This window comes from Streptomyces cellostaticus, from assembly GCF_001513965.1.
Taxonomy (GTDB): domain Bacteria; phylum Actinomycetota; class Actinomycetes; order Streptomycetales; family Streptomycetaceae; genus Streptomyces; species Streptomyces cellostaticus.
The window spans coordinates 58,973-84,708 of sequence record NZ_KQ948015.1 but is presented as its reverse complement, the minus strand read 5'-3'; the positions used below and the strand labels follow the sequence as shown (position 1 = coordinate 84,708).

General features: G+C 69.8%; 20 protein-coding genes and 2 pseudogenes. 13 read left to right on the top strand and 9 right to left on the bottom strand.

Annotation, left to right across the window (positions count from 1 at the left end):
• The 5 genes and pseudogenes from AQI88_RS00340 to AQI88_RS00320 form a co-directional block, all read left to right on the top strand.
• Positions 1–888 (top strand): annotated as a pseudogene (locus AQI88_RS00340) (hypothetical protein); the annotation flags it as partial.
• Positions 889–1,081: 193 nt separating this feature from the next.
• Positions 1,082–1,987 carry a LysR substrate-binding domain-containing protein gene (locus tag AQI88_RS00335; RefSeq protein ID WP_066991490.1) on the top strand — a complete coding sequence of 302 codons (906 nt, stop codon included), beginning with the start codon at positions 1,082–1,084 and terminating at the stop codon, positions 1,985–1,987.
• A 428-nt stretch (positions 1,988–2,415) separates the two neighbouring features.
• Entirely contained in the window at positions 2,416–3,777 is a 1,362-nt protein-coding gene (locus tag AQI88_RS00330) for an MFS transporter (RefSeq protein WP_066989857.1), read from the top strand.
• Positions 3,774–5,420, top strand: a complete 1,647-nt coding sequence (locus tag AQI88_RS00325; RefSeq protein ID WP_066989836.1) for an acyl-CoA dehydrogenase family protein — start codon at positions 3,774–3,776, stop codon at positions 5,418–5,420. The genes AQI88_RS00330 and AQI88_RS00325 overlap by 4 nt, the downstream gene beginning before the upstream one ends.
• Positions 5,413–6,606: a CaiB/BaiF CoA transferase family protein gene (locus AQI88_RS00320; protein WP_066989833.1), complete on the top strand. Its 1,194-nt coding sequence runs from the start codon at positions 5,413–5,415 to the stop codon at positions 6,604–6,606. Before AQI88_RS00325 ends, AQI88_RS00320 begins: the two co-directional genes overlap by 8 nt.
• A 94-nt stretch (positions 6,607–6,700) precedes the next feature.
• Here the strand turns inward: AQI88_RS00320 and AQI88_RS00315 are convergent, their stop codons facing one another.
• Both AQI88_RS00315 and AQI88_RS00310 read right to left on the bottom strand, forming a co-directional pair.
• On the bottom strand, positions 6,701–8,137 hold the full coding sequence (locus AQI88_RS00315) for a GMC family oxidoreductase (RefSeq protein ID WP_079057325.1): 1,437 nt from the start codon (positions 8,135–8,137) through the stop codon (positions 6,701–6,703).
• 48 nt (positions 8,138–8,185) lie between these two features.
• Positions 8,186–9,637: an aldehyde dehydrogenase family protein gene (locus tag AQI88_RS00310; protein ID WP_066989827.1), complete on the bottom strand. Its 1,452-nt coding sequence runs from the start codon at positions 9,635–9,637 to the stop codon at positions 8,186–8,188.
• 284 nt (positions 9,638–9,921) lie between these two features.
• Between AQI88_RS00310 and AQI88_RS00305 the strand changes: the two genes are divergently transcribed.
• Positions 9,922–10,329, top strand: coding sequence for a hypothetical protein (locus AQI88_RS00305; protein WP_066989824.1), 408 nt, complete (start codon positions 9,922–9,924; stop codon positions 10,327–10,329).
• 88 nt (positions 10,330–10,417) lie between these two features.
• On the opposite strand, the gene AQI88_RS00300 is transcribed toward AQI88_RS00305, so the two are convergent.
• Entirely contained in the window at positions 10,418–11,047 is a 630-nt protein-coding gene (locus AQI88_RS00300) for a hypothetical protein (protein ID WP_066989821.1), read from the bottom strand.
• Between the two features lie 134 nt (positions 11,048–11,181).
• Positions 11,182–12,819: an IclR family transcriptional regulator domain-containing protein gene (locus AQI88_RS00295; protein WP_066989818.1), complete on the bottom strand. Its 1,638-nt coding sequence runs from the start codon at positions 12,817–12,819 to the stop codon at positions 11,182–11,184.
• A 192-nt stretch (positions 12,820–13,011) separates the two neighbouring features.
• Between AQI88_RS00295 and AQI88_RS00290 the strand changes: the two genes are divergently transcribed.
• Positions 13,012–14,349, top strand: a complete 1,338-nt coding sequence (locus AQI88_RS00290) for an MFS transporter (RefSeq protein WP_066989815.1) — start codon at positions 13,012–13,014, stop codon at positions 14,347–14,349.
• A gap of 180 nt (positions 14,350–14,529) precedes the next feature.
• Here the strand turns inward: AQI88_RS00290 and AQI88_RS00285 are convergent, their stop codons facing one another.
• A complete protein-coding gene (locus tag AQI88_RS00285) occupies positions 14,530–15,396 on the bottom strand; it encodes a LysR family transcriptional regulator (RefSeq protein WP_066989811.1) in 867 nt (288 codons plus the stop codon).
• Between the two features lie 436 nt (positions 15,397–15,832).
• Positions 15,833–16,126 (bottom strand): hypothetical protein, encoded by a 294-nt coding sequence (locus AQI88_RS00280; protein ID WP_066989809.1) that lies wholly within the window; start codon positions 16,124–16,126, stop codon positions 15,833–15,835.
• 531 nt (positions 16,127–16,657) lie between these two features.
• On the opposite strand from AQI88_RS00280, the gene AQI88_RS00275 reads away from it, so the two are divergent.
• From AQI88_RS00275 to AQI88_RS00260, 4 genes are all read left to right on the top strand, one after another.
• On the top strand, positions 16,658–17,230 hold the full coding sequence (locus tag AQI88_RS00275; RefSeq protein ID WP_066989807.1) for a hypothetical protein: 573 nt from the start codon (positions 16,658–16,660) through the stop codon (positions 17,228–17,230).
• Positions 17,231–17,542: 312 nt separating this feature from the next.
• Positions 17,543–18,157: a helix-turn-helix transcriptional regulator gene (locus AQI88_RS00270; RefSeq protein ID WP_079057322.1), complete on the top strand. Its 615-nt coding sequence runs from the start codon at positions 17,543–17,545 to the stop codon at positions 18,155–18,157.
• Positions 18,158–18,311: 154 nt separating this feature from the next.
• Positions 18,312–18,944 carry a response regulator transcription factor gene (locus AQI88_RS00265; protein ID WP_066989801.1) on the top strand — a complete coding sequence of 211 codons (633 nt, stop codon included), beginning with the start codon at positions 18,312–18,314 and terminating at the stop codon, positions 18,942–18,944.
• Between the two features lie 500 nt (positions 18,945–19,444).
• Complete coding sequence (locus AQI88_RS00260; RefSeq protein ID WP_066989798.1) at positions 19,445–20,053, top strand: DUF3455 domain-containing protein; 609 nt, start codon at positions 19,445–19,447, stop codon at positions 20,051–20,053.
• A gap of 40 nt (positions 20,054–20,093) precedes the next feature.
• On the opposite strand, the pseudogene AQI88_RS42490 reads toward AQI88_RS00260, so the two are convergent.
• A pseudogene (locus tag AQI88_RS42490) lies at positions 20,094–20,441 on the bottom strand (RNA polymerase sigma factor); the annotation flags it as partial.
• Between the two features lie 434 nt (positions 20,442–20,875).
• Here AQI88_RS42490 and AQI88_RS00250 point away from each other — a divergent pair.
• Positions 20,876–21,565, top strand: a complete 690-nt coding sequence (locus AQI88_RS00250) for a DUF4232 domain-containing protein (RefSeq protein ID WP_159050275.1) — start codon at positions 20,876–20,878, stop codon at positions 21,563–21,565.
• Between the two features lie 75 nt (positions 21,566–21,640).
• Here the strand turns inward: AQI88_RS00250 and AQI88_RS00245 are convergent, their stop codons facing one another.
• Entirely contained in the window at positions 21,641–22,414 is a 774-nt protein-coding gene (locus AQI88_RS00245; RefSeq protein WP_079057319.1) for an MHYT domain-containing protein, read from the bottom strand.
• Positions 22,415–22,651: 237 nt separating this feature from the next.
• Between AQI88_RS00245 and AQI88_RS00240 the strand changes: the two genes are divergently transcribed.
• Positions 22,652–23,341, top strand: coding sequence for an acetoacetate decarboxylase family protein (locus AQI88_RS00240; RefSeq protein WP_159050274.1), 690 nt, complete (start codon positions 22,652–22,654; stop codon positions 23,339–23,341).
• 653 nt (positions 23,342–23,994) lie between these two features.
• Here the strand turns inward: AQI88_RS00240 and AQI88_RS00235 are convergent.
• Complete coding sequence (locus tag AQI88_RS00235; protein WP_066991487.1) at positions 23,995–25,284, bottom strand: pyroglutamyl-peptidase I; 1,290 nt, start codon at positions 25,282–25,284, stop codon at positions 23,995–23,997.
• Positions 25,285–25,736 lie beyond the last annotated feature (452 nt).

The window sequence follows — 25,736 nt, the reverse complement described above, 5'->3', positions numbered from 1 at the left end:
AAGCAGGATGACCCCCGCGCGATCGGCCCCAAGCAGGACGACCCCCGGACCATCGGTGACCCAGCCGACGACGGCATCATCGTGCAGGGCGGCATCATCGTTCAGGGCGGCCGTGTCGCCGGAGGCAGCGGTGGGGACGATCCTCGGGCTATCGGGCCCAAGCAGGACGACCCCCGGGCGGTGGGTCACGGGATCATCGTTCAGGGCGGGCGTACCGGCCACTCGAAGAAGCTGCGACCGAAGAGGGCCGCGAAGCCGAAGCCGAAGACTCTCGCGCTGATCATCGGCGGCGTCATGGTGGTCGCCGTCGGCGGCGTGGTCGTCGGGCAGCGGCTCGGCAACGACCCGGCCGCCACCACGCCACTGGCTGTGGCCACCCCTTCCGGTGCCGTCTCAACCAGCCTGTCCGGCGCCCCCGCCGCCCCGGCCGCGAGCCCGGTGTCCACGCCCGGCGCGAGCGACTCGCCGAGCACGGCGGACTCGCCCACGGCCGACGTCTCCACCCCGCCCGCCGAAAGCCACAGCCCCGATCAGCGGACCACCGAGTCACCGAGCCAGGCGCGGCTGCCGAAGCAGTCGAACCCGCCCACCCCGGCAGCCGCGGGTGTGCTGGCGCTTCGTTCGACCGACGTCCAGGAGTACTGCGCCAACGGCGAGTGGCCGAACAAGCTGGTCGTTGTGAACACCGGCAGCGGCAATCTGGACTGGACGGCCGGCGGGCTGCCCGCCGGGGTCACCCTCAACCAGAGCGGAGGGTCCCTCGCCGGGAACGACTCGCAGGAGATTGCGCTGGGCGGCCGGACCGAGCAGCAGCCCGGGAACGGCCAGTTCACGATCACCTTCTCCAGCAACGGCGGCAGCGTCCAGGTGACCGTCCACTGCTCCTGAAGGGCATACGAGGCTCGCGGTGCGGCTTCCTGCCACCGCGAGCCCCTCGCGTCGCAGCCGGCCGCCAGGCATCCTCACCCGTCCCCCGGCAGGCCGCGCGGGATCGGCGGACGCATGCGGTGGGGGCGTCCTCCACCCCTTGCTGTGGTGGGGAGTGTGTTGTTTGTGAGTGGTTGGTGGGATGGTTGGCGGTGTGGAGCTACGTCATCTCGCTGCCTTTGTCGCAGTGGCTGAGGAGTTGCATTTTGGGCGGGCTGCTCAGCGGTTGCATGTCGCGCAGTCGCCGTTGAGTCAGCAGATTCGTTCGTTGGAGCGGGACCTGGGCGCTCGGCTGTTCGAGCGCTCCACGCGTTCGGTGCGGTTGACTGATGCGGGTCGGTCGCTGTTGGGACCGGCGAAGGCGTTGTTGGCCGATGCGGCGGTGGTGCGTCGGTCGGTCAGGTCTGCGCAGTTGGGCGTGGTGGGCCGGGTGTCGATCGGGTTCGCCGGTGCCAGTAGCTACGGTTGTCTGCCGGTGCTGACGCGGGCGGTCACCACGCAACTGCCCGGTATCGAACTCGTGCTGGAGGGTCCGACGTACGCGGGTGAGGCGTTGGGTCGGATCGCCGGTGACGTACTGGATGTGGGGTTCGTGTCGTTGCCGGTGCGGCGGGGTGTATCCGCGCGGGTGGTGCGTGTGGAGCCGTTGATGGTGGCCTTGCCGGACGGTCACCGGCTGGCCGGGTGTGCCGAGATCCCCTTGTCGCAGCTGGCGTCGGAGGCGTTTGTGACGTTTCCTGCTTCGCGTGGCTCGGCGGTGCGTGAGGCGATGGTGCAGGCGTGTCGCGACACGGGGTTCACTCCGCGCATCGTGCAGGAGGCCCCGGATGCCTACACGTTGCTGGCGCTCGTGGGTGCGGGCGTGGGGGTGGGCATCGTGGTCGCATCCGCCGATTCGATCCGTTTGGAGCACGTGTGTTTTCGCCGGCTGGCCGGCTCGGGGCTTCCCACGTTGCCCATCGCGTTGGCCTGGCGCACGGGGAACGAGTCGGCCGCACTCCAGGCGGTGCTGCGCGTCGCCGAACAGGTGCTGCCGACGCCCACCGCGTACGCCGACTAGGGCGTTTTCTTCTTGGATCACCTCGCCGGCCATGGGGAATCGTGGCGTGGGTCCTCTTCGTGGCGGGGCTGTCCGTCCCGGTCAGTCGACCATGAGCACGATCTTGCCGTGGGCCTGGTGTGAGCGCAGGCGGTCGAGGGCTTCGTCGGCTGTGGAGAAGGAGTGGGTCCGAGTCTCCTGACGGCATCTACCGTGCCACGGTTGGCCGGCTGGGGGTTGAGGCCTGCGTGACGACGGCCGTCCGGCGCGCTGAGTCAACTCCTGCGTTCACTGATTGAGACGTGAGTGGTCTCAGTGTGCTGTGGGTTTCTGTCTTGGACGTCGGCTGTGGGGTGGGGGCACAGTGAGTGACATCTGTCGCAGACGAGGGAGTCTCGCCACCCCTCGACTGTGCCTCTGAGTTCTGCTGCACGAGAGGAAGTGTCGTCATGCCCCATGACGCATCAGCAGAGACCGCTCCCCACTCCCCGGAACTCGCCCGGCAGGCGCGTCGGGCGGGGGTCAGCGCGTTCATCGGGACCACGATCGAGTGGTTCGACTTCTACATCTACGGCGCCGCTGCCGCGCTGGTCCTGGGGAAGGTCTTCTTCGCCGGCACCTCTCCGGCCGTCGGTACGCTGGCCGCGTTCGCCACCTTCTGGGTCGGATTCCTCGCCCGCCCTCTGGGCGGGCTGGTCTTCGGTCACGTCGGTGACCGGTACGGCCGCAAGCAGGCCCTGGTGATCACGCTGCTGATGATGGGTGTGGCCACAGTCGGCGTCGGTCTGCTGCCCGGGTACGCCCGGTGGGGCGCCGCCGCCCCGGTCCTGCTGGTGGTACTGCGCATGGTGCAGGGTGTGGCGGTGGGCGGTGAGTGGGGCGGTGCCGTGCTGATCGCCACCGAATACGCTCCGCCGCGGCGCAAGCTGTTGTACGGCGCGTTTGCGCAGCAGGGCTCTCCGGTGGGCAATCTGCTGGCGACGCTCGCCTTCCTGGGCATCGCCCGGCTGCCCGATGCCGCCTTCGAGTCCTGGGGCTGGCGCATCCCCTTCCTCGCCTCGTCGGTGCTGGTGGTGGTGGGGCTGTTCATCCGGGTCCGGCTGGAAGAGACCCCGGAGATGCGGGCCGCTCTCGAACGCAAGCAGACCACCGCGCTCCCGATCAGACAGGTCCTCACCCAGTTCCCGATGCTGACGGTGCTGGGCACCCTGGCCTGCGCGGCCGGTGTGGCGATCACCTACGTCAAAACCACCTTCGCCCTGTCCTGGGCCACCTCGAGCCTCCACTACAGCCGGGCATCGTTCCTCAGCGTGATCGCACTGGCCCTCGTGGTCCAGGTCCTCGTGCAGCCTTTCGGTGCCGTCCTGGCCGGCCGATGGCCGCTGCGCAAGGCGGTGCTGTGGATGCTGCTGCCCGAATTCGTCCTTCTGCCACTGATGTTCACGCTGATCCGCACGGGCAGCTTCTGGCTGGCCGTGCTCGGTATGGGGCTGGCCACCCTGCCTCATGCGCTGTACTACGCGGCGCTGGCCGGGATCCTGGCACGGGTGTACCCGGTGCAGGTGCGCTATACCGGAATGTCGCTGGCCTATCAGCTGTCCTCGACACTGTTCGCCGGAACCGCGCCCCTCGCGGCGCAGGCACTGACCTCGGGCGGCGGGGCCATCTGGCCCGTCGTCGCCCTGGGCCTGGGCTACACCGTGGTCTCTCTGGCCGGGGTGCTGCCTTTGATCGCACGCACCGAGCCGGCCCGCACCGCGCCCGCTTCCTCGCACGCTGTCGTGCGCGCCGTCCAAGGAGAAGCCTCGTGAATTTCGCCGATCAGGATCCGGCTCTCAGGCCGCTGCTGGACCGTCTGCTCGATCCCGAGGACCGGGCGCGCGTGGAGCCGTTGCTGAGCCGGCTGGGCGCCCTGGCCGCCGGTGAGGTCGACCAGCTGGCCGCGCAGGCGGACGCTCATCCGCCGCGGCTGCGGCCGTACTCCCGCGACGGCGAGCGGATCGACGCCATCGACTACCACCCGGCGCACGACCGGCTCGCGGCGATCGCCTACGAGGACTTCGGGCTGGCCGCGATGTCGCACCGGCCCGGCGTGGCCGGTTGGCCCACTGTCGTGCCACACGTGGTCAAGCACGCCCTGTCGTACCTGTTCGTGCAGGCGGAGTTCGGGCTGGCGTGCCCGCTGTCGATGACCGACTCGGCTGCCCGGATCCTGCGCCTGTTCGATCCCGAACGCCACGCGGCCGCGCTGGAGGCGCTGACCTCCACCGAGCCCGGTGTGCGGGCCACGGGCGCGATGTTCATCACCGAACGGCAGGGCGGCACGGACGTGGGTCTCACCCAGACCCGGGCCAGCGACCATCACACCCACTGGAGGCTGACGGGCCACAAGTGGTTCGCTTCCAACCCGGACGCGGACGTGATCCTCACTCTTGCGCGTGTTCCGGGTCAGGGTGAGGGAACGCGGGGGCTGGGCATGTTCCTGGTGCCCCGGCTGCTGCCCGACGGTTCACTCAACGCCATCCGCATCGACCGCCTCAAGGACAAGCTGGGGTCCCGGTCGATTCCCAGCGGCGAGGTCACCTTCGACGGCGCCTACGCCCAGCCCGTGGGTGAACTGGCGCACGGCTTCCGGCAGATGGCGGAGATGCTCAACGTCTCCCGTCTGTCCAACGCCATGCGCTCCACGGCCCTGATGCGCCGCGCCGTTTTCGAGGCCGTCCAGCACAGCCGTACCCGCCACGTCTTCGGCCGGCCCCTGTTCGATCAGCCGCTGATGCGCATGACGTTGCTGCCGCTGCTGGTGGAGGCCGAGGCCGGGCTGGGGTTCGTCCTGGAGGCGGCCGCCCGGCTGGACGCCGCCGACCGCGGTGACGGCCCCAGCCGTGAACTGGTGCGGATCCTGACCCCGCTGGCCAAGTTCACGCTGTGCAAGCGGGCCCGCTTCGTCACCGGCGAGACGATGGAGATCCGCGGCGGCAACGGTTACATCGAGGACTGGGTCGATCCCCGGCTGCTGCGGGACGCCCATCTGGGCTCGATCTGGGAGGGCTCCTCCAACGTCATCGCCCTGGACGTGCTGCGCTGCATGCGCCGTGAGTCGTCCCATCACGCGCTCGCCGACGCCTACGGCGCGCGCATGTCCGGTCATTGGCATGCGTTGCGAGCCAAGGGCGACTGGATCCTGGATCTGCCCGAGAACGAGCAGCACATGCTGATCGGCGGGTACGCGAACCAGCTCAGTCACGCCATCATGGCCACCTTGCTTCTCGAACAGGCCCAATGGGAGGCGGACCTGACGGGCAACGGCCGCAAACTGCTCCTCGCCCACACCTATCGCAGCCTCCAGGACGACCCGGGCACGCTCCCGCTGCCCGCCCTGGAACATCTGGCAGACCTGGCCGACGGCGGTCACGTCCCGCTGTCGGTGGCCAAGGAGGCCGCCGATGTCTGAACCGTTGGCCGGGATACGGGTCGTAGACCTGTCCAAGATTCTCGCCGGCCCGTACGCGACGATGACTCTCGCCGATCTCGGCGCCGACGTCATCAAGGTCGAGCACCCCGAGGGGGGCGACCCCACCCGCGGCTGGGGTCCGCCCTTCAACGGCCCCGACGCCACCTACTACCTGGCGGCCAACCGCAGTAAACGGTCCGTCACCCTGGATCTGAAGTCGCCGCACGGCCAGGAGGCGGCTCACCGGTTGCTGGCCACCGCCGACGTCATGGTCGAGAACTTCCGCCCCGGCAGCTCACTGGCCCGCGCCTTCGCCTACGACCGGCTGCGCTCACGCCATCCGCACCTGGTGGTTCTGCACATCTCCGCGTTCGGTGACCACGGCCCACTGCGCGACGAACCGGGCTACGACATGGTGGCCCAGGCCGCCGCCGGACTGATGTCACTGACCGGTGAACCCGAGGGAGCCCCGGTGCGGGCAGGGTCGGCCATCGGTGACCTGGCGGCCTCCCTGTTCGGCACCATCGGAGTGGTCGCGGCCCTGCTGGAGCGGGCTACGACGGGTCGGGGCCGGTACGTGAGCACCTCCCTGTACGAGTCGTTGCTGGCGCTCCACATCAACTGGGCCACCGCCTATTTCGCCACGGGCGAGCGGCCCGAACGGCTCGGCTCGGCCCACCCGAGTCTGACCCCCTACCAGGCGTGCCGGGCCGCCGACGGATACTTCGTCATCGCCGTCGGCAACGACGTGCAGTTCCGTCATCTGGCCACCGCCCTGGGCCACCCCCACTGGGCCGACGACCCACGCTTTGCCACCAACAGTGCCCGTGTCACACACCGTCGGCTGCTGGAGGCCCACCTGCATCGTGTCCTGGTCCGGCACACGGTGGAGCACTGGTGCAAGCTGCTGAGAACAGCCGGCGTCCCGGTCACCGCGATCCGGGCCCTGGACGAAGTCCTGACCAGCGAGCAGACCGAGGCTCTCGGCATCGTGCGCACGGTGGAGCATCCGGCCGTCGGGCCGCTTCAGCAGATCGCCTGCCCCGTCAGCTTCGACGGTGTCCGCCCGCCGGTACGCGCCGCACCTCCCACCCTGGGCCAGCACAGTCACCACGTCCTGGCCGAACTCGGCTACGACGAGGCGGACGTCAAGCGCCTGCTGAGTGGCCCGCCGGAAGCGGAGTAATCGTCTCCGCCGCACCCGCCACGGCGCCTGGCGGCCCCGGGAACGGATGCCGTTCCGGGGCCGCCTGGGGTCCGTTCACGTTGTCGGAAGGGGCTCAGCCGGCTGCGAAGTCGGCTGCCCGGTAGCCGATCATCATGGCGCTCAGGTTGGTGTGACCCCGGGGAATGGCCGGCATGACGGAGGCGTCGGCCACCATGAGCCGCTCCACTCCCCGCACTTGCAGGTGTTCGTCCACGACGGCCGCATCGTCGCGCCCCATCCGGCAGGTGCCCACCGGGTGGTGGTACGACAGGGCCTGTGCGCGGCACGCGTGGGGCAGGTCCTCGGCCCGCCACCAGGGTGTGTCGGGAAGCTTCAGCCGGCCCTGGGCGGCGAGGTCGTCGACGATGTGGGCAGCCGTCCTGACGATGTCGGCCGCCCGCGACCGGTCCAGGGGAGCCGTCAGGTGCTGGAGGTGGACGCGGGCTCGTCCGGGTCCGAGTGCGAGGTGGCCCCGGCTCTCGGGGGTGACCAGCGAGGCGGTCACGGCGGCGGTGTGCGGGCCTGCGGTGGGGTCGAAGAAGGGGGCGTGGTAGGCGAAGATCTGCGCCTGTGGATGACGGTCGCCGGGCAGCTCGTAGGTGAGCAGAGTGCCCTGGCCGCCCGGCATGGGCAGCTCGGAGGGATCGGTGACCTCCATGTTCATCTGGAACAGGACGTGGTCGGACAGGTTCCTTCCCAGCTGCGGCGCGTCGGCGAGGACCGGCAGGCCGGCGCTGCGCAGGTCGTCGGCCGCCCCGATGCCGGAGTGGAAGAGGATTTCGGGCGTGCCGAACGTGCCGGCGGACAGGATGACGCGATCGGCCTCGAGGATGTGCTGCCCGTCCGCGTCGGCGAGGACCACACCGTGGGCCGTGCCACCGCTGATGAGTACCCGCAGGACCTCGCTGTCCGGCCGGAGAACCACGTTGCTACGCCCGCGCAGGTGGGGCAGTACGCTCACCAGGGTGCTCATGCGCACGCCGTCGATGCGGTTGGTGGGGAAGGGACCGTAGCCGAGGGCTCCGGGGGCGTTGTGGTCTGCCAGCGGGTGAAAGCCCTGGCGTCGGTAGGCGTCCTGGAACGCGAGATCGAAGGCGCTCTGTTCGTACCGGGTGATGGCGATGGGGCCGTCAGACCCGTGGTGGTCCTGCTGTCCGAACTGCTGGTCGGCCTCCAGGGCGCGGAAGGCCGGCAGACAGGCGTCGTAGGTCCACACAGGAGAATCCCAGGCGTCGAAGCACCAGGGGTGACCGCGCGTGGCCGCCGCGGCGTTCACCGCCGAACTGCCGCCGAAGACCTTGCCGCGCGGCAGGAAGTTACCCGTGTCCTCGTCGGTGTACTGCCAGTAGTAGTGCGCGGGCAGGAGTATCTCGGTGGCGAGTTCGAGCGGTACGTCGGGGCCCGGGTCGATGCCCGCGTCGACGAGGACGACCTCGTGACCGGGGTCCTCGCTGAGCTTCCACGCACACACCAGGCCGGCGGAGCCGGCTCCTACGATCACTGTTCGCACGGCACGATCCGTTCGTTGGCAACGTTGTCTGGGGGGCAGGGGGAGTGGTCAGAGCGGAAAGTCGGGGCGGCCCAAGACGCCCGCGGTGATCCAGCGGGTTTCGGTGAAGTACTCGATGCCGATGAGGCCCGCCTGGGGGCCGTAGCCCGAGTCGGTGAGATGCCCGAACGGGGCCTGCACGGGGTCGGCGGCACGGTTGTTGACGTGGACGGCGCGTGCCGGGAGCCTTCGGGCGACGTCGAGACCGGCCGCCCAGTCGCGGGTGATGACACCGGCCGTCGGCCCGCAAGGCGGGGTGCCGGCGAGGGCGACGGCTTCGTCGGTACCGTCCACCACGTGCACCGTGACGACGGGACCGGCCACTTCCTGCGACCAGATGTCCATGTCCGCGGTCACATCGGTGAGGACCACGGGTGCGAGGCAAGCGGTGTCCTCATCGAGGCGGCCGGTGCCTGTCACGGCGGTGGCGCCCTTGGCGAGGGCGTCGGCGACCAGGGCCGCCACGCGGCGAGCGGCACGCGGGTCGGACATGGCGCCGGTGACTTCGGCGGGCCAGGTGGGCCCGGTCCGGTCCGGCCGCGTGACCTTTTCGGCGAGGCGGGCGAGGAAGTCGTCGGCCAGGGTGCGATCGACGAAAATCCGCTCGGTGCTCAGACCCCCCTGGCCCGCGTTGAGGAAGGAGCTGACGACCGCCGCATTGGCGGCGTACTCGACATCGGCATCGTCCAGGACGAGCAGGGAGTTCTTCCCGCCGGCCTCGATCAGGGCCGGCTTCAGGTGCCGCGCCGCTGCTACGGCGACCTGGCGGCCGGCCGTGGCCGAGCCGGTGAAGGTGACGGCACGGACCCGCCGGTCGGCGACCAGGGCACGGCCCAGCTCGGCGGCGTCCTCGGCGTCGTCGGCGTCGTGGCTGACGACGGTGAGGACACCGTCCGGCAGTCCCGCCTCGATCAGCACCTCCCTCAGCAGCATCCCGCCCGCAACAGGGGCCGCTTCGCTGGGCTTGAGGACCACGGCGTTGCCCAGGGCCAACGGCAACGCCACGGCGCGGGCCGCCATGAGGAGCGGGGCATGACGGGGGGTGAGGGCGGCGATCACCCCCAGAGGTACGCGAACCTGTAGGGAGCAGGACCCCTCGGAGGATGCGGGCATGACCTGCCCGCCCGGACGGACGGCTGCGGCCGCGGCGTCGAGCAGGAACTGCGCCGCCAGCTTGGCGTTGAACGCCGCCCAGGGCCCGGCCGCGCCGGTTTCCGCGGCCATCGTCTGGACGATTCGGCCCGTTCGCAGCATCAGCAGGTGAGCGGCGTGCATCAAGACCGCGCTGCGTTCCGAGGGGGCTGACGCCGACCAGGACGGGAAAGCCTCATGTGCGGCGGTCACGGCATCAACCGCCGCCTGCCATGCGGGCGGTGGACCGTCGCCGGCGAAGTGTGCGACGTGGCCGCGGTCGGCCGGGGCTTGCTGCCCGCCGGTGATCCGGCCTCGCAAGCTGGACATGCGTGTCTCCTGTGCAGTGAGTTTCACGGCCGCGTGCGGGTGCCGCGGCCTACGCGCGCACTCACCGACAGCACGGCCCGGTCGCAGAGTTTCTTTTCTCGCACCACGCGACGGCAGGCGCCGGGGCGCCAACTGCGGCCTTGTCCAGCTAAACCCATCCGTCACCGGACGAGCCATGACGCAGACGATCACTAAGTATCAGCAAATGAATGGTGCTTGAACTCACTTGAGCGACTGCACGCACCTGTGCCCGACGTCCCTGATCCAGCGGGTACGCTGCGTGGGTGACCCAAACGGCGTTGCAGTCACTCGCCGGTCTTCCGCTCGCCGACTTCGCGTTCGAGGTGTGGTCTGATCTGCACCGGGTGGGCATCCCGGTGCACCTGGCCCGCGCATCGCAGCGGGCATGCGGGCCCGACGGCATCGATCTGGATGCGACCGAGGACTGCCTGATTTTGACGTGGAATGTTCCCGACGAGCGGATGTACGAGGCATCGGGTGATGAGGGAGCGGGGCTGTCCCACAGCGTCGGCATCCTGACGGCCGCGGTGGCCGCCGTCCTCGCCTCCCGTGGGCATTGCGTGCGCAGTGAGGCTCCCGACCCCCCGTGGGCCCCGCCGTTGTTCGTCTACCCGCCCGCGCCCGGATCGGTCCTGCGGACGCAGGTCGGTCAACGGCTCCCGCCGCCGTGAGAGTTACGCCGTTACGTCAAGGATGCTGCTCTGTTCGGGGTTGTTCGTGCCCGGCATGGCATGACCGCGCCTTGTATGGACCGCGGGTTCAGGCGGTGACGGGCTGGCTCGTGCTCGCGGACCGGGCGGCATCGGCCGTGTAGAAGACGGACTTGCCGCGCTTGCTGCGCCGGACGTGTCCCTTGGCGACCATGGCCTCCAGGGTGCTGCGTACGACGGTGATCTTGATGCCGCGCTCCGGGTGCGCCTTGCTGAGGGCATCAGCGACGTCGATGGCCGACCGGGGTTCGCCTTCGTGGCTGAGGTGAGTGACCACGAGGTCGCGCAGGGTCGGGCCCTGGTCCGTCCCGTCCTTGCCCTGCTTGGCCGACTGGGTGGAGCGGGCGGCGGGCGCGGTCTTCGCGGCGGCCGTCGACTTCTTGGCACGGCCCCTGTGCACCTTGCCGGCCTGCGTCTTCGGCGTCGCCTGCCGGGGAACCGAGGCGGCCTCGTCACTGCCCGCGGCAGCCGGCTCGTCTGCCTGTTCGGTATGTCCCAGCGCCTGCTGCATGTTGACCAGCAGAGCCTGGTCGTGGCGCAGCGTCGCCAGTTTCTCCTGGAGGGCCGCCACCTCACTGGCGAGGCGCTCCTGTTCCTCGGCGTTGTGCTTCAGGTCTTCTGCCAGCCGGGCGGCGTAGACCGGCCTGAGGCTGGTGGTTTCGTCAAGGTTGTCGGTCACAGTGGCTCTCTTCCCGAGGTGATGTGCCGTTGCGTTACCGCATAGTACTCACAACGATTGTGGATACCTCCTCACGTGTACCCAGTCTCTGGCAGTAGGTGTGTTCGCATCGGTGGAATCCTGTGCACCTCGGGTCAGGGGATGAGCAGGGTGCCGAAGCGGGTGACGGTGTGCAGGTCGCTCTCGATGGCCTGTGCCGTTTCCCGCAGTGCGGGCAGGAGCCGCTCACTGGCTTCGCTCAAAGAGGTGCCGTCGGAGTGCTGGGCGACGTTGACTGCCGCGACGACGTTGCCGTCGCCGTCCCTGATCGGTACCGCCACCGAACGCACGCCCTCCTCCAATTCCTCGTCGACGGCGGCATAACCCTGGTCGGCGGCTGCCGTGAAAAGGGTGCGCAGCCGGGCCGGGGAGGTGACGGTGTGCCCGGTGTAGGCCCGCAGCTCGGAGGCGGCGAGGACACGCTCCTGCCCGGCGGGGTCCAGACCGGACACCAGAGCACGCCCCAGGGCGGTGGCGTAGGCGGGGAACCGGGTGCCCAGGGCGATGTGGACGGTCATGATGCGCACGGTCGACACCCGCGCCACGTACCGGATGTCGCCGCCCTCGAGAACGGCGACGGAGGCCGACTCCTGGACGCGGTCGACCAGGGCGCGGAGATGCGGAGTCACCAGGTCGGTGAACGAGCCCGCGGCGATGCGGGGATGACCGAGTTCGAAGATACGAGGCAGAGGACGGAAGAGCCCCTCGCGGTGTTCGGCGTATCCCAGGTGTTCCAAGGTGAGCAGGCAGCGCCGGACGGTGGTGCGAGGCAGACCGGTCAGCTGGGCGAGGGCCGCGACGGGCAGACCGTCGCCGGATGCGCCGTCGAGGGCTTCCAGAACGGCCAGGCCCCGGGCGAGGGACTGAAGGAACTCGGCGCCCAGTTCGCTCTTGGCCTGTCCGACCGCATCGCCCGTCTTGCCCTGCGTGCGCTGCCGCGGGGGCGGCTGCGCCGTACCGGGGGCGAGCAGGCGGGCCAGGACGGTGCTTTCCCGGCGCAGTCGGGGCACGGCGATCCGGGCGAGTTCCTTCGCCGAGCGCCTGGAGACATGGCTGACCATGCTGAGCGCGTACGGGGTGCGGCCGCCGGTGTCGACGGGTACCGCGACCGCCACCAGCCCCGGCTCGACCAACTGGTCGTCCACGGCCCATCCCTGGCTGCGGGCTTGGCCGGCCCTGTGGGCGAAGTCCGCCTCCTCGATGCGCCGGGGCCGCAGCAGGGGGGAGGGCGCCCCCTCGGGATCTGCTGCCGTGCGCTGTCGCCAGGCCGCCCACTGCCGCTCGTCCCAGTCGGCGGCGAAGACGGCCCCCGCGGCGCAGCGCTCCGCCGGCAGCAGGTCACCGACCTGGAAGGCCACCGACATCGCGCGGCGGCGCGGTGACTGGGCGACGAAGCGCACCCCGTCACCGTCGGGCACGGCCAGCGAGACCGACTCCTGCACCTCGTCGGCGAGCGCGGCCACGCGATCGGTGACCTCCCGGGTCAGACCGCCGGCCGCCAGATAGGCATTGCCCAGTGTCATCAGCCGTGGTGCCAGGCGGAGTTCGGCTCCGTGCTGACGGAGGTAACCGAGGTGGGTCAAGGTTGCCACGACCCGGTCGACGGTGGAACGGGCCAGGCCGGTCGCGTGCACCAGGTCGCTGGCCCGCATCGGCTGGTCCTGGCAGGGCGAGGCCAGACAGCGCAGCACGGTAAGACCTCGCTCCAGGGGCCGCACGGAATCTTCGGGCATGCCATGTACCTCACGCGACAGTCAAGGGCGCTTCACGCGCACCCGTTGACAAGGACGGGACCCAGCCGGACACTCACTGCCAACCAATTATGAATCAGAGTTCACTGCGCGGACAAGTCTGTGTCCGCGCCCGGCCGATTCCCGGCATCGTCTGTCCCGTCCCGCATCCGCACTCCTGTGAAGCGAGAGGCCATGACCGCTCCCCCTGCTCCCCGGCCCGCCCGCTCCTTCAGAACCGTCGCCGTCGTCATCGCCCTGTGCTGGCTGGCCGTCTTCTTCGACGGCATGGACGTCAACATCTACGGCGCCGTAATGCCCCACCTGCTCGACGACACCGGCCTGGGCTTCACTCCGGCCCTGGCCGGGACGGTCGGCAGCTGGACCACCTTCGGCATGCTCCTGGGCGCGCTCGCCGCCGGCACCCTGACCGACTCATGGGGGCGCAAACCGCTGGTGATGGCCAGCATCACCCTGTTCTCCCTCGGCAGCGCGCTCTGCGCCCTGGCGCCGGGCGTCACCGTCTTCGGCGCCGGCCGGTTCGTCTCCGGACTCGGGCTCGGCGGCCTGATGCCCATCGGGCTGGCGATCGTCGCCGAGTTCGCCCCGCCCCGCCGGGCAGCGCTGGCCACCGGAGTGATGATGACCTCCTACCACGCCGGCGGCATGACGGCCACGGGTATCGGCCTCACCGTCGCGCCCGAGCACGGCTGGCGCTGGGTGTTCTGGGCGGGAGTGCTGCCGGCGCTCGTGGCGGTGCCCCTGGTGGCCGCAGGGCTGCCGGAGTCACCCGGTGTGCTCCTCGCCCGCGGCAGGACGCAGGCCGCGCACGCCGTCGCCGCCCGCTACCGGCTCCCCGCCCCCGAGGAAGGCGCCGCACCGCAGGCGGGCGCCAAGGGCCGCCTGTCCGCGGTGACCCGTCTGTTCCACCCCCGCTCCCGGTGGGCGACCCCGCTGCTGTGGATCGCCTCCTTCGCCGGACTGCTGCTCGTCTACGGCGTGTCCACCTGGCTGCCGGAACTGATGCGGGCCTCGGGCTACTCCCTGTCCTCCTCCGTGACCTTCCTGATGCTCATCAACGCGGGCGGTATCCTCGGCATGCTGGTGGCCGGACGCACCGCCGACCGGTTCGGCCCCGTGAAGGTCTCCGCGATCTGGTTCCTGCTGACCGCCTGCGGCACCTTCCTGCTCAGGGCACACCTGCCGCTCGCCGCCGCCTACACGATCGTCTTCATCACCGGTATCTGGCTCTTCAGCGCCCAGGTGATGGTCTACGCCGCCACCGCCAGGACCTACGCCCCCGCGGAACGGGCGACCGGCCTGGGCTGGGTCACCGGCATCGGCCGCACCGGCGCGGTGGTGGGACCCACTCTCGGCGGCGCCGTCGTGGCCGGCGGAAACGCCGCTCTGGGTTTCACCACCTTCGCCGTGGCCGCCGTCCTGGGCGCCGTCGCCATCTCTCTGGTGCCACTGACCCGCACCCGGCGGGGTCTCCGCGCCACCACACCGACCCTGGCCACCGCCGACTCCTGACCCGTCCTCCCCGGCACCCCACCCTTCCGGCGGTCTGCCGGACACGGTCCCACGGCCCCGCCGCCGCCCCGGCGGGGCCTCACCGTGTGCGGGGGACGACGGTGGGTGCCGTTCCGGTAGCCGCAGGCACCCACTCATACTCAACTCACCTGCCGCCGGTCACCCACGGCCGTGTCGTGGTCACGCTGCCTGGCAGAGGAGCTCGAACGCCGCCTTGATCTGGGGCAGGTGTTCCCGGCCCCGGCGGGTGGCCAGGTAGATCGAGTTGCTCACCGGAGTGAGCGGCGTGTGCAGCACGCTGAGTCTGCCGGCGTCCAGGTCCTTCTGTGCGAGGTAGCGCGGTACGACACTCAGTCCGGCCCCCGCGGCGACGGCGGCCACCACGGTCCGGAGGTCGGCGACCGTCAACGCGGGCGCAGGCGGCTGAATGCCCCAGCACATGCGGAAGTAGCGCCGGGCCATGGGCATGGCGGGGGAGTAGCCGATGAAGCGACGTGTCTCGTCCTCGGGCTCGTACGGCGCCTCTCCCGCGCGGCCCACCAGGACGAACTCCTCCTCGTACAGATGCCGCAGATGAAGCTGCCGGGTGGGGGCGTGTTCGATCTTCGTCACCACGACGAGGTCCAGCTCGTCGTGGAGGAGCGTCTGGGCCAGCTCGGGCGAGAGGCCGATACGGCAGTGGACGTCGACACCCTGTGCCAGCAATGGTGCCAGTCTGGGCAGGACGTGGACCGAGAGTAGATCGCCCGGCGCTCCCAGCAGTACCGGGGCGGTGGCGCTGGAGGGGATGAGCGTGTCGACCGCGTCCTCCAGGGCGTCCAGGTGTGCGGCTATCTGAGCGGCCAGCACGTCTCCCGCCCGGGTCGGAGCGACCCCGCGTCCCAGGCGGTTGAAGAGCGCCCGGCCTGTGGCGCCTTCCAGGGCCTTCAGGTGACGCGAGACGGCGGGCTGGGACAGCCCGAGCAGACCTGCGGCTCTGGCAACGCCCCCACATCGGTAGACACACAGGAAGGTGCGGAGCATGCCGAGATCTGCTCCATGTTTCATGGCCGGAACCCTTCAGCGAGAACTAACGTTCTCCCGAGGTGGCGCATCCAGGACGCGCCCAGGGAGGGGCTCCGGGAACGGCGGTTGTGGATCCATGCCAATGCGCCACTTCAGGACCGCAGCACGGGTGTCGGACGCAGGGGAACGCCAGTGTTCCCCCGGTCGGTACGCCATATGTGGCCGGGTGAGCGCCTCGCCCGCGCTCACTGTCATCCCGCCGCCACAGGAGGGGGAGAACCCCGTCCCTTCGTGCGGCCGGCCCATCGTGCTGGTGGCATTCAACTTTCCACATGGATGGGTCAGTTGCCAAGAGGAACCGGAGACTGAGGGGTGTGACACGCATCCCGGGCGGGCCGGATGTCGGAGTGCCGCGCACCTACCGACCGGTCCCCCCCCGTCCATGGTCGCCCGGTGAACCCGGCTCAACGCGGCCCGGCTACGCGGGCCGCCGGGTGACGGTTGTGACCGTGGTCCTGGCCAGGCCGTCCGCCATCTGACGGGCCCAGTCCCGGCGTGCTCGCCGTATGTCGTCGCCCACGGCCCCCGGCCCCCGCAGGCATGCCCGGTAGACCGCGGCCAGCTCGGCCGGGTCGTCCAGTGCTGTCAACGTCTCGGCCACCGCCCGGCGCAGCTCGGCTTCGGAGTGCGAGGACGCGTGGTCGAGGCCGCTCAGATACAGCAGGGCGGCGTACTCCGAGTCCTGCTCGGGGGCTTGGGCGTGCGCGTTCATGCGGGCTCTCCAGGGGGACGGAGAAAGGGAACCGCCCGCACCGCGGGCGGGAATGGACGGTGAGGTATCGCCGGGCCGCGCAGTCGGCGCGGGGTGCGGCAGTGCGCCGATCGGCCACGGCCGGGGTGTCGCGCCGTCACGGCAGGGCCGCGCAGCGCCAGGAATGGCGGCGCGACCGGGCCGGGGTTGTGCAGCCGGCCGGTCGGCAGAGCCGCGCTTGCGTCCCATGTCGCGCACAGTGTCACAGGCCCGCCGCATTGGCCAGCCCGTGCGTGCTTTGTGGTCATAGTGTGCACGGCCGTGCCGGGGCCGGAGTTGAGTTCGTGGCCTGCATGGTTGCACGTTCACTGAATCAGTTGCCCGGCGGACGTGTCCCAAGGCTTGACACGGCCACGGGGCGACTAGAGACTTCCGTCCGCGGATCGAAGATAAGTTCACTCAGCGGACTAGGTGCCCGGGTGTGCCCCACTCCTCCGAAAGTGAATCTCCGGGTCCGTGACAGTCAGGTACACCTCTTCCCATGGAGTCGCCATGTCCAACGCAGTGGAGCAACTTTCCTGGTGGCGGCGCTGGGCCACCCAGCACCGCGTCGCGGCGGCCCTGCTCGCGGGTCTGGTGTCAACCCATCTCGCCACGGTCTTCGGCTTCTGGCTCGGCGGCGTGGGGATGATGAGGCTCGACTGGAACACCTCCCAGGGATGGGTCTTCGTCCCGTTCGCCACCCCCTTGCAGAAGTTCCTGGTGGGAGGGTTGTCGCATTACGTCGACGGCATGGTCTTCGCCGTCCTGTTCGCCTGCGCGCTGCAGCCCGCTCTGCGGTGGCGCAACACGGTGCGCGGGAACCTCGCCAAGGGCCTGCTCTTCGGCACGCTGCTGGCCTGCATCAGCATCAGCTTCATGACCCCGTTCGTCTTCGCGCCCGCCCGGGGCCTGCACCCCGGTTCCCTCAGCCTGGACTTCGGCTGGAAGTACATCGTCGGAGTCTTCCTCTGGCACTGGGTCTACGGACTGCACCTGGGTCTCATCTACAGTCCCGCAGAGCAGCGCGCCGGCGTAAGCGAAGGGCACACCGCCGACAGTGAGAAGGCTGCCGTGGCGGCCTGAGCGCGACATCACGAGCCCAGGCCGCACCGGTCACTTCCCGAGCCGGTGCGGACTGGGCTGCCTGCCGTGCACGCGACCCGGGCCAGGCCGGACTGTTGCTCTCGGGGTAGTTGGTGCCAACTTGACAGCCGTGTGTCGCGGGGACAGGATCACAGTCCCCCAATATTGAAGGAAACTTCAGCAGGCGGACAACCTTTCGTGTGCCTGTCCGCGGGCCCGGGCGGCCTTGCCGCAGGGCCCCCGGTTCCGGCCTCGGGCGATGACAAGCCACGCAAACGCGAAGTTGTGCCGCTGAGAGTGGAGTTGACACCTATGGAACCCCTGCGCGTCTCGATCCTTGCGCGTGATCCCTTAGCGGACGAAGGGATTGCCTCCTACCTGCGCAACAGTCCCGTGATGCGTGTGCTGCCCCCGGCGGCGCGCGGCGAATCGGATGTCTGTGTCGTGATAGACAACGATGTCAACGCTGCTACGTGGCGCCGTGTCGAGTACACCGCCAAACAGGCAGCCAACCCCGCCATGCGGATGGTGCTCATCGCCGACGCCGTTCCCGCACATCAGCTCCAGCGCGCCAGACGCTGGGGGGTCGTGAGCGTGCTCCAACGTAGCACCGCGGTACGCGAACAGGTCCTCGCGGCGGTCTTCGCCGCCCGGACCTGCGGCCTGCCACGCCAGGCCGGCAGCACACCGGCCCACCTCGAGCAGCCGACAGTACGGCTGGATTTCGCGCCGTGCACCGCCCTGACCAGGCGCGAGATCCACGTGGTCCGGCTGCTGGCGGACGGACTCAGCACGGCCGAGATCGCGCAGCAGCTCAACTTCTCCGAACGCACCATCAGGAACACCGTCTCCGCGCTGCTGAACCGGCTGCACCTGCGCAACCGCACGCATGCGGTGGCCTACGCCCTGCGGCAGGGAGTTCTGTGATCCATGACGACGGCCGACGCGTCGAGAAGGCCTGTTGAGGATCCGAACTTTTCGGCCGCCACGACCATCGCAAGAGTCGTAAAGCGTGTTCACCGGTGCGGACGCCAGGCAGACCGCCGCTCACGCACCGGGCTGGATGACTGCGGGAGTGCGCGTGGAGCTCGTTCGTGTCCTGGTCACTACCTCGGACCCTGTCACGGGCGCCGGTCTGGCTTCGTACCTGGAGGACCACCCCTCAACCACCCTGCTCCCGAAGGACAAAAGCGCCGAGGCGGACGTGTGTCTGGTGGTCGACGACCACGTCCGCCCGGCGACCCTGGCCCGGATGGAGAACCTCGCGCGCACGTCCACCACAGCGGGCATGCGCATGGTGCTCATCACCGACCTCATCCAGGAACAGCAGTTCCTCAGAGCGGTGCACTTGGGTCTGTCCAGCGTGCTGCTGCGCAAAGAGGCGGTACGCGAGCGAGTCGTGAAGGCCGTGATCGGCGCCCACGCCGGCCGAGCCGAGATGACCCCGGTCATGATCGCCTGGCTGGCAGAGCACCTGCGCTCCATCCAGCGGGACATCCTCGCCCCCCGAGCGCTGACCTCCTCGGGCCTGCTGAGCCGGGAGATCGACGTCCTCCGGCTGTTGGCCGACGGCCTGGACACCTCCGAGATCGCCCTGGAACTCAACTTCTCCGAACGCACGATCAAGAACGTCATCCACGCCATGCTCACCCGGCTTCAGCTGCGCAACCGAACCCACGCCGTCGCCCACGCCCTTCGGCAGGGAGTCCTGTGAACGTGCACCGTTATGAGGTGAGTCCACGTCAGCGTGGGCGGGGTGGCATCCGACCAGACGGTGTGGAGGCGTGGACCGGTGACAGGGCCTGCGCGCAGCCGCCCTGCACAGTCCCGCTACCAGGTGGGAGGCCCGCCGCAGTTGGTGAAGGAGCAGCCTGCCACCGTACGGGAAGACGAGGACACGGCCGATCCATGGGAGTTGACGGTGGTCACAGCCAGACCGCCTGCAACGCCCAGGATGACCGCGAAACGCAAGAGTGTGGACTTCAAGACAACTCCTCGGGGAAGTGAACACACGTCAACTGTCCGTGACAGCATCGCAGTTCGTGCACACCCCCACCCTCCGCTCGGCCCGAAAGGGCAACGTGGCCTGTCCATCGCGGCACAAGAAGGGAGCGCCCATGCTGCCCGTCGCGCACCATGAGGGTGCGCGACAGCCGATCGACGATGTCGCAGCCCTCTCACTCTCCTCGCACAGTCACACAGCACAGGATTGCCATGACACGAAAACGAACCCCCAGCCGATCGAAGAAGATCGCCGCCCTGGTGCTCGGCATCGGTGCGCTGTCCGGCGCCATCGCCCTCACCACCGGAGCAGGCTTCGCGTCACAGACCGGCTCGCCCGGCGCCGTCACCACGGCGGACACCGGCACCCCAGGAAGCTTCCGAGCGCCGGTACGGCACGGCGTACAGATCTACGGGTGCACGCGGCAGCCCGACGGTACCTTCGCCTTCACCCAGCATGACGTGCGCGCCGCCCTCAAAGGCGGCATCAAGCACTCGTTCGTGAGTCCTGATGCCGGACCCCCGCAATGGATCGCACCAGACGGCAGCGCCGTCACCGGAAAGATCATCAGCCGTACCCCGAACGGCCAGGGCAACATCCCCGAACTGGAGCTGACCGCCACGCAGTCGGGCCGTCCCACCGGCAAACTGGCAACAGTGACGACGGTCCGGCGCCTGGACACCCGAGGCGGTGTGGCCCCGACCGGCTCCTGCGATCCGGCGACGCAGCCCACCGTGAAGGTGCCCTACAGCGCCGTCTACGAGTTCGTCTCCGCACCCGGCCACGCCTCCTCCTCCACCCCGACGCCGCCCGGTAACTGAGCCGTGTCGGCCGGCCCCTCACCAACTGCGCCTGCCCTGTGACCGAGGTCTGCCGGGGCGGGGAGTCGGCATAGGGCATGGCGTCCGCGCTCATGGGCTGCTCACATGCCCTGCGCTTGAGGTTGCGGTAGGTCTGGCGGGCTGTGTTGGCGGTGACCGTGTGCAGTCAGGTGCTGAACAGGCTGCGCCCCTCGAAACTGGTGATCTTTCTCGCGACCTGCAGCAGCACGTCCTGAGCGGCTTCCTCGGCGTCTTCACGGCAGGGCAGGAAGCGGCCGCAGCGCCGCAGGACCTCGGGGCGGATTTCCACGAGGAGATATTGCAGCGCCTCCCCGTCTCCCGCAGCCGCGCGCAACGCCAGCGCCTCGGAATCCACACTCAATGACATGGGCTGTCTCTTCCTCTATCAAGTGACTCAACGATCGAAGGACGCCGGCGGCTGAGGAGCCCCATGCTCCCGACAGTGACTGACCAGCAGGCAAGCCCGTTGCCGGGGGCGACCGGCACGGCACGCGCTTGCCCCTGCTCGGGGTGAGCCGACTGCCTGGCCCACAACGCCCGGGGAGCACAGCCGCTTTTCCGGGCAGTGACACAACCTCATACGTGTGAGTGACCGCCTCGGTTCGGTGGCTGTGTCATTACCTGAACCAACTGCGGGGCTACGGCGCCTCACCTCCCGGTGCCCGACCGCGAGGTTCGTGTGTGACACAGCCCACGTAACCAGGGCGCCGCACGCCGAACTTTTGTGCCGGACGGGGCATCGAATGACACGCCGCCCGAGTGCGGCCCACGTAACTCTGTCTGCCTCCGACCCCTGGGAGAGTGACTACGTCCATGGAGTCCAGCCGTCTTCGCCGAGCCCCGCTCATGCGCGGCGCAGCCCTGCCGGCCCTGCCGGCCGGCACAAGTGCCCTCCTGATGGTGCTGACCGGCTGCGGTGGGGCGCCCGGTCAGGAAGACCGCCCCGCGGCCTCGGGTACGGCGGCGCCCGACTCGCGCACCGACGACGGTGCGCAGGCAGCCGGAGCCCAACCCCGAGCCACCTCCTCCCACCCGGCCTCGCCCGAGCGGACGCCGTCGCACTCAACCGCCTCGCGGCGCTGCTCCACCTCCGACGTCGCCTTCTCGATAGGCGCCAACGAGCCCGGAGCGGGCCGGGAGAACTTCTCCCTGATCCTTACCAACATCTCCGCCGGCACCTGCACCCTCTACGGCTATCCGGGAGCGGAGTTCAGGGACGCGAAGAACAACGCCGTCACCACCAACCCCGTCCGCGTCGCACCGAGTTCAGGACTTGTCTCCTTGCGGCCCGGCACGCGCGCCACCGCGCAGCTGTCCTTCAGCGATCCCGCCACCTCCGGCGCCGTATCCGCCGCCCCCGCACGGCTCGTGGTCACACCTCCGGACGAGACGCGGACCCTGTCCGCTGCCTGGACCCACGGGGCGGTACCCACCGGCGGCAACGCCTCGGCGGTACGCATCTCGGCCTTCCAGCCCGGATCGGGCGGCTGAGCAGCACTGACCGGCCTGCTGGGGTCCCCTCCCCTGCCGGCCGCGTGTTGCCTTCCGCGGCCGCCGGGTTCGTCTTCAGCGGCCGAACCCCCGTGAGAAGGCGTGGCCCGCGGAGGCTGCACCGAAGTCGTCCTCGGGCAGCAGCGGCGTGGTGACGACCGCGAACCCGACCATCAACAGTTCGAGGGAGAAGCAGAGGAACAGGGGAACGATGAGCGAGGGCCCCTCCACCCCCCGGACCACCACCTGGTCGTTGGGTGAGACCGTCACGGCCATCATCCCCGTGTAGTGCATGGTGCTGATGGAAATCGCCATCAGCCCGCCGGCCCCGACGGTCGCCCAGGTGCCCAGCGAGGCAAGAGCCGTACCCAAGGCGGCCGTGGCGGTGACAACGGCGATGGCGACGGACAGCGTCACAGTCCGCGGAGTGTAGGAGACGGTACCCGCGAGGTGCATGGCCGCCATCCCGATGTAGTGCATCGCCGAGATCCCCAGCCCCGTGACGATCCCCCCGGCCAGCAGGGTGTACCAGTGCGGATGCAGGTAGGTGACCAGCAGCCCGAAGCCCACGATCGCGACAGCCACGACAAGGCTGACCCCGGTCAGAGCCAGGTCGAACCGTGGCCGGCCCTCACCGGAGGAATAGCCCAGCATGCCGATGAAGTGCATGCCCCAGATGCCGCAGCCGAGTGAAATCGCGCCACCGACCAGCCAGTTCCATCCCGTTCTCAGTCCTCTCGTGCGCAGCCGGCCTGCGCAGGCCAGCGCGAGAACCGAACCCGCGTAGGCATTGAGGAAGGCGAGCAGCGGGAACAGCGGCGAGACGTACATGCTCGGGTGATGAGGCATGGGGCCGTTCTCCTTCGTCGAGACGCGTTGACGCCCGCCTGGTTGAGTCCGAGTCAACTAGCGGTCGTGTGTACGTGCGCGGCTGACAGTGACCCGGCGCACATTCACTCAGAGGGATTGTGCGCCCGCAGAGCGCTGTAAACCAACCCTCACGGTCACCCGAGGAGCGGACCATGGGAGTGGCAACGTGATCGACACCGGCCAGGCAGGTGCACAGGCCCTGAGAAAGGACAGCACGTGAACAAGCAGTTCCCGCCGCAGCCTTGGCATCTGGAAGGTGACATGCTCGTCGCCGTGTGGAAGGTGAGTCCGACAGCAGTGCCGGACTGGTCCCTGCCCGCCGGGGTGCAGCCGCTACGGTCGGGACAGTGGTGCCATACGCTGACGTGCTGGGTCGACTCCCGGGCCGACGGCTCGGTCGGGCGTGAACTGCTGGTGCTGCTCAGGGTGCGCGACGAGCACGATACGGGCCTCTGTCTCGTCGAGGCATGGGGAGACAACGCCGAGTCGCTGGCCGGGGGCCAGACGCTGTGGGGCGTGGCGGAGCAGCCCGCGGATCTGCTCCTGACCGGCAACAGGATCGCCGCTCAAGGCGGCCGTGGCAGGGCAGGAGCCGCTGTTCGCGCGCGATTGTGGCCCGGTACTCCCGACACAGCGGGCGAAAGCGAGGGCGTCTTCGCAGCCCACCGCGACCGACTGCGTCTGCCCGGACGCCGTAGCCTACGCACCCGCCTGCTGCAACGGCCCTTTGACGACCGCTCGGCAGCACAACGGATCCCCGTACGGCTGGACGGACAGATGCGGTTGGGCCAGGCACAGCTGAGAGCGGCACCGGGTGGCCCACTGGACTTCCTGGCCGGGCGGCGGCCGCTGACGGCGTTCTCGGTCAGCGACTTTCACTGCGTCATCGGCGCACCCGCGAGGTGACGCGGGCCGGCGGGGGGAAGTCGGCCGCGGGCACCGCAGATAAGGCGCCACGCGTTGACCTCGGCCCTCCGGCAGGCCATGCCGCAGCAGACCGAGGTCCGCCTGTGCGCCGGTGCCCGCTGCCGGATGAACCGTTCGGAACACCGGAGGTGGGAGCCATCAGGCAAGCCGTCTGGACTGGCTGGGCAGGGACGTCAACGGGGAAGTAGCAGCGGGGGAGTCCACGGGCTCCACAGGCCCTCAGGCGCCGAGGCAAATCCTCGGCTCGCCGCTCGCCGCTCGCCGCTCGCCGGCGGCGCGGGCAGCCGGTGATCCATGCCGTCCCGGCTGCCCGCGCCGCCTCGATGGCCAGGGAGCCGGCAAAGGTTGCCGACCCAACCCTCCGCACGCCGGCCCCCGGCCGAGGACCAGTCGGCTGTGGGGGAACCAGCCGACCGGCCACCACCAGAGTGCCTGGAAGACGGCGTCCCCCTCACTGTCGCTGCCGATGCGGCCACATCACACTGCCCCCCATGCCCTGCCCGGCAGGCAAGCATCGGCAGCCTGCGGCACGACTGTCACCCGGGGGACGAGGAACGCCACCCGGTGGTACTCACGCCATGCGGCGGTGACCGGCGGCGCCCCAGTAGTGGTGTCACTGCCCGCTCCTGTCCCTACCGGCCGGCGCCGATAGTGGCCGCCGCTGCCTCCACGATGGCCCGTGTCTGGGCCACGATGTCCCCGCGGTTGCGGAGGAACGTCGGGTCGGTCAGGTCGGTGCTGTTGCCGGTGCCGAACTCCAGCACGGGGGTGTGGATGTGGCCGCCGGGGATGTGCGGATCGAGCGCGTCGCGCAGGAGGGTGGCGCGGTAGGCGATCTCGTTCGACAGGTAATCACCGCCGCCGCCCTCGCGTGCCACCGAACCGGGCGTCGGTCCGTCCGGGCGTATCACCGGCTTGGTGCCGCCTGCCGGGATCTCGGTGACCTGGGTGTGGTCGTACACGGGGAAGCGGCCCGTCGCGGCCCGCACAATGGCCCGGTAGGGCAGCGTGGTGTGTGTCCACTGCGGCTGGGGGCGCACCGTGGGAAGGCCCGCCGGGATGGAGATCGTTCCCGTGCTGGAGAGGTTGTCGTTGTCCTGGTACCCGCCGCGCCATGCGCCGTTCCAGCGCTCGATGTCGAAGCGGTCCGGCTGACCCTGGCTCACCGTGGCGAACATGTCCACCTGCTGCGGACCGGGCCGGAAGTGAGAGGCCAGCGTCCGCTCCACGGTCCCCTCGGCGAAGTCCTGCCAGCGCACCGGGAAAACGGCCGTCTCGATACGGGCCGGCCCGTACGGGGTCTGCACCGTGACGCCGTCCAGTGCCAGGGCGACGGCACCCGAGGGATTGGAGGTGCGGCTGTCCCAGTCGAGGTCGAAGGGGTCGAACCCGGTGAGCAGGATCCGCTTGACGTCGGCGTCCTTGCCGAAGGAGATGGTGTCCTGGCCGCGTGAGGTGCGCTCCAACAGCTCGAGCAGGGACCCGCGTTGTGCCGAGGACACGGTGAAGGCGGGGTCCCACTGCTTCAGGGCCAGGGTCATGCTCAGGCGCGCCCAGTACAGGGGCCTGTCGTCGTCGTGGCTGAGCGTGCCCGCGGCCATCTCGTCCGCGGTGTGCTGCTGAGCGCGCCGGACGGCCTCCCTCCACAGCCGGTGTCCGTGGTCCCTCACCACGGTCCTGGCCTGGCCCGGCGAACGCGTGGCACACAGGCTGCGGGAGAAGTCCTCGACCGTCTTCTGCAATCCGCTGCTGCGCAGGATCTGCTGCGGTATGGGATGCGACAGCCGCTGTTCTTCGGTGGAGCCGTGGACGCTCGGTGAGAAGGTGCATCCGGGGCGGTCCGAAGCGGACGCCGGGGAGGTTGCCGCAAGCGGTGTGCTCGCGAGCAGGATGACTGTTCCGACACGAAGAAGACGATTCACTGTGGACCTTTCGGGCAGGGGCTCCGGATGGTCGGCCCCGACGAACGCCACGAGCGTGCCAGCCGCCCCCGCCCGTTGCCGCCGGCTCGGGCACGTTCTGCCGGTTCGGCCAGGACAGCGTGCCTTCCACGGCCGCGGCGACCCGGGGCCGACCCCCGTGGACGGGCCGTAGGCCCTGTGTGAGTGGCTCACATCACGCGGCGGCCTGCGAACTCCTCCCGCCCGCCGCGCCACTCATGTGCACGAGGCGCTGCCCGGACCGAGCAGCCGGGACCAACCACACGAGAGGTGCCACCATGAGGCAGACAACGACTTTCCCGCGCAGGCGGGGGAGGGGCTTCGCACGCCGTCGCGGCGCCGTTCTGGCAGCGGCCTGCGCCGTGCTGCTCTCCGGCTGCACCACCCGTCCATCGGCCCCGGCGCCACAGGCGACGGGAGCGGGGGATCGGGCC

What these genes read in the sequence shown, in the direction of transcription:
- AQI88_RS00330 (WP_066989857.1), top strand. Translation starts at nt 2,416, where the DNA reads ATGCCCCATGACGCATCAGCAGAGACCGCTCCCCACTCCCCGGAACTC.
- AQI88_RS00320 (WP_066989833.1), top strand. Translation starts at nt 5,413, where the DNA reads ATGTCTGAACCGTTGGCCGGGATACGGGTCGTAGACCTGTCCAAGATT.
- AQI88_RS00310 (WP_066989827.1), bottom strand. Translation starts at nt 9,637, where the DNA reads ATGTCCAGCTTGCGAGGCCGGATCACCGGCGGGCAGCAAGCCCCGGCC.
- AQI88_RS00295 (WP_066989818.1), bottom strand. Translation starts at nt 12,819, where the DNA reads ATGCCCGAAGATTCCGTGCGGCCCCTGGAGCGAGGTCTTACCGTGCTG.
- AQI88_RS00290 (WP_066989815.1), top strand. Translation starts at nt 13,012, where the DNA reads ATGACCGCTCCCCCTGCTCCCCGGCCCGCCCGCTCCTTCAGAACCGTC.
- AQI88_RS00285 (WP_066989811.1), bottom strand. Translation starts at nt 15,396, where the DNA reads ATGAAACATGGAGCAGATCTCGGCATGCTCCGCACCTTCCTGTGTGTC.
- AQI88_RS00280 (WP_066989809.1), bottom strand. Translation starts at nt 16,126, where the DNA reads ATGAACGCGCACGCCCAAGCCCCCGAGCAGGACTCGGAGTACGCCGCC.
- AQI88_RS00275 (WP_066989807.1), top strand. Translation starts at nt 16,658, where the DNA reads ATGTCCAACGCAGTGGAGCAACTTTCCTGGTGGCGGCGCTGGGCCACC.
- AQI88_RS00270 (WP_079057322.1), top strand. Translation starts at nt 17,543, where the DNA reads ATGGAACCCCTGCGCGTCTCGATCCTTGCGCGTGATCCCTTAGCGGAC.
- AQI88_RS00260 (WP_066989798.1), top strand. Translation starts at nt 19,445, where the DNA reads ATGACACGAAAACGAACCCCCAGCCGATCGAAGAAGATCGCCGCCCTG.
- AQI88_RS00245 (WP_079057319.1), bottom strand. Translation starts at nt 22,414, where the DNA reads ATGCCTCATCACCCGAGCATGTACGTCTCGCCGCTGTTCCCGCTGCTC.